Annotated in this window: 2 protein-coding genes; both read left to right on the top strand. The window is 66.9% G+C overall.

Going from position 1 to position 2,692, the window contains the following annotated elements:
• Positions 1–2,170: phosphoribosylformylglycinamidine synthase subunit PurL (purL, locus tag VF662_RS13460; protein WP_464142144.1), on the top strand; the 2,170-nt coding region annotated here is incomplete at its 5' end.
• Positions 2,170–2,577 carry a hypothetical protein gene (locus VF662_RS13455; RefSeq protein WP_464142141.1) on the top strand — a complete coding sequence of 136 codons (408 nt, stop codon included), beginning with the start codon at positions 2,170–2,172 and terminating at the stop codon, positions 2,575–2,577. The genes purL and VF662_RS13455, both read left to right, overlap by 1 nt.
• Positions 2,578–2,692: the final 115 nt, after the last annotated feature.

Below are 2,692 nucleotides of genomic sequence, written 5' to 3'. Positions count from 1 at the left end.
GCACGCGATGGGGCGGGAGCCGAACCTCACCGAGCTCGGCATCTTCTCCGTGATGTGGTCGGAGCATTGCTCGTACAAATCCTCGCGCGTGCATTTGAAGAAGCTGCCGACGACGGGGCCGCAGGTGATCTGCGGGCCGGGTGAGAATGCGGGCGTGATCGATATCGGCGACGGCCAGGCCGCGATCTTCAAGATGGAGAGCCACAACCACCCGAGCTACATCGAGCCCTATCAGGGCGCTGCAACCGGCGTCGGCGGCATCCTCCGCGACGTTTTCACCATGGGTGCCCGCCCCATCGCAAACATGAACGCGCTTCGCTTCGGGCGGCCGGACCATCCCAAGATGCGGCACCTGATCGCCGGCGTCGTCTCAGGCATCGGCGGCTACGGCAATTGCGTGGGCGTTCCGACCGTCGGCGGCGAGGTGAATTTCCATCCGGCCTATGACGGCAACATCCTCGTCAATGCGATGACGGTCGGCATCGCCGACACCGACAAGATCTTCTATTCGGCCGCGAGCGGCATCGGCAACCCGATCGTCTATGTCGGCTCCAAGACCGGCCGCGACGGCATCCACGGCGCGACCATGGCAAGCGCCGATTTCTCCGAGGACAGCGAGGAGAAGCGCCCAACCGTCCAGGTGGGCGACCCCTTCACCGAGAAATTGCTGATCGAGGCCTGCCTCGAGCTGATGGCATCGGACGCCATCGTCGCCATTCAGGACATGGGCGCCGCCGGCCTCACCTCCTCGTCGGTCGAGATGGCCTCGAAGGGTGGCGTCGGCATCGAGCTCGACATGAACGCCGTTCCCGTCCGCGAGGAAGGCATGACTCCCTACGAGATGATGCTCTCGGAATCGCAGGAGCGGATGCTGATGGTGCTGAAGCCCGGCCGCGAGGGCGAGGCCGAGGCGATCTTCCGCAAATGGGAGCTCGATTTCGCCGTGATCGGCCGAGTGACCGATACGGGGCACATGGTCCTTCGCTGGAACGGCGAGGTGGCCGCCGACATCCCCCTCGCCCCGCTGGCCGACGAGGCGCCGCTCTACGAGCGCCCGCACCTGTCGGGCGACGAATACAAGGCGTGGGCGCAGGTGAAGCCGCTCGGCGAGCCGCCGCAATGCGCGGACCCAGCGGCGGACCTCCTGAAGCTGATGGGCTCCGCCGATCTCGCCTCGCGGCGCTGGATCTGGGAACAATATGACCACATGGTCGGCGCCGACACCGTCCAGCGGCCCGGAGGCGATGCTGCCGTGGTGCGGGTCCACGGCAGCGACAAGGCGCTTGCGATCAGCACCGACGTGACGCCGCGCTACTGCTTCGCCGACCCTTATGAAGGCGGCAAACAGGCGATCGCCGAATGCTGGCGCAACCTGACCGCGGTGGGCGCCACTCCCCTTGCCGTCACCAACTGCCTCAACTTCGCCAATCCGCAGCGCCCCGAGATCATGGCCCAGCTCGTCGGCTGCCTCGAAGGAATGAGCGAAGCGTGCGTGGCGCTCGAGTTCCCGATCGTCTCCGGCAACGTCTCCCTCTACAACGAAAGCAAGGCGACCGGGGGCGGGAGCGCGATCCTGCCGACGCCGGCGATCGGAGGCGTCGGACTGCTGAAGGACTGGGGCAGGTCAGCCTCGATCGGCTTCAAGGGCGTCGGCGACGTGATCGTCCTGATCGGGGAGCGGAAGGGCCAGCTCGGCCAGTCGCTTTGGCTTCGCGAGCTCCATGGCCGCGAGGACGGGCCGCCGCCGTCGGTGGACCTCGCTTCGGAGCGGCGCGTCGGTGACTATGTCCGCGCCCACATCGAGAGCGGGTGCCTCACCGCCGTGCACGACGTCGCAGACGGCGGCGTTGCGGTCGCGGTGGCCGAGATGGCCCTTGCCGGCGGCATCGGCGCGCTTCTCTACCCGATCGAGCCGCACGGCGTCGCCGGTTCCTTCTTCGCCGAGGACCAGGGCCTCTATGTCGCCACCGTCCGGGACCGGTCACTGCTCGATTTCCTCGCCGGCGCCACCGCCTCGGGCATAGAAGTCGACGCGATCGGCCGGACGGTCGGCAGCCGCATCATCTTCGAATTGAAGCAGGGCGACTATGTCGTGACGCTGGAAGACCTCCGCCGCGCCCACGAAAGCTTCTTCCCGCGCCTGATGGGCAAGGAGCTGGCGGTCGCCTGATGCCGGCGGGCTATTCAGGAACGCCGCTCGCCCGCAAGCTCTCGCTGAAGGACGGGCAGCGCGTCTGGTGGGAGGGAGTGCCGGAGCCGGTTCGGTCGGAGATCCTGGCGGAGGTGCCCGGCCTCGAGCTGCTCCAGTCGCCTGAGCCGCCGATCGACGCCGCTCATGTCTTCGTCACGTCGCGCGCCGCGCTCGAGGAGGCTGTCGCCCGGCTCCTCCCGCTCCTTGCTCCGACCGGCTTCCTGTGGGTGTCATGGCCGAAGAAGGCGTCGAAGGTGTCGACCGACGTGACCGAAGACGTGATCCGCGACGTGGCGCTGCCCACCGGACTCGTCGACGTGAAGGTGTGTGCCGTCGACGTCACATGGTCGGGCCTTAAACTGATGATCAGGCGCGACCGACGCTGATTAGCTATTGCGACTTACTCGCATTAGCGTTATTTCCGATCACCATGATCGTGTGCATCTGTAACGGCCTCAGGGAATCCCAAGTGCGGCAGGCCGCTCGCTCCGGCGCGTCCTG

Source organism: Allosphingosinicella sp. (genome assembly GCF_036387215.1).
GTDB lineage: Bacteria > Pseudomonadota > Alphaproteobacteria > Sphingomonadales > Sphingomonadaceae > Allosphingosinicella.
The sequence above is the reverse complement of the archived record's forward strand: the minus strand, read 5'-3'. Positions and strand labels throughout refer to the sequence as shown.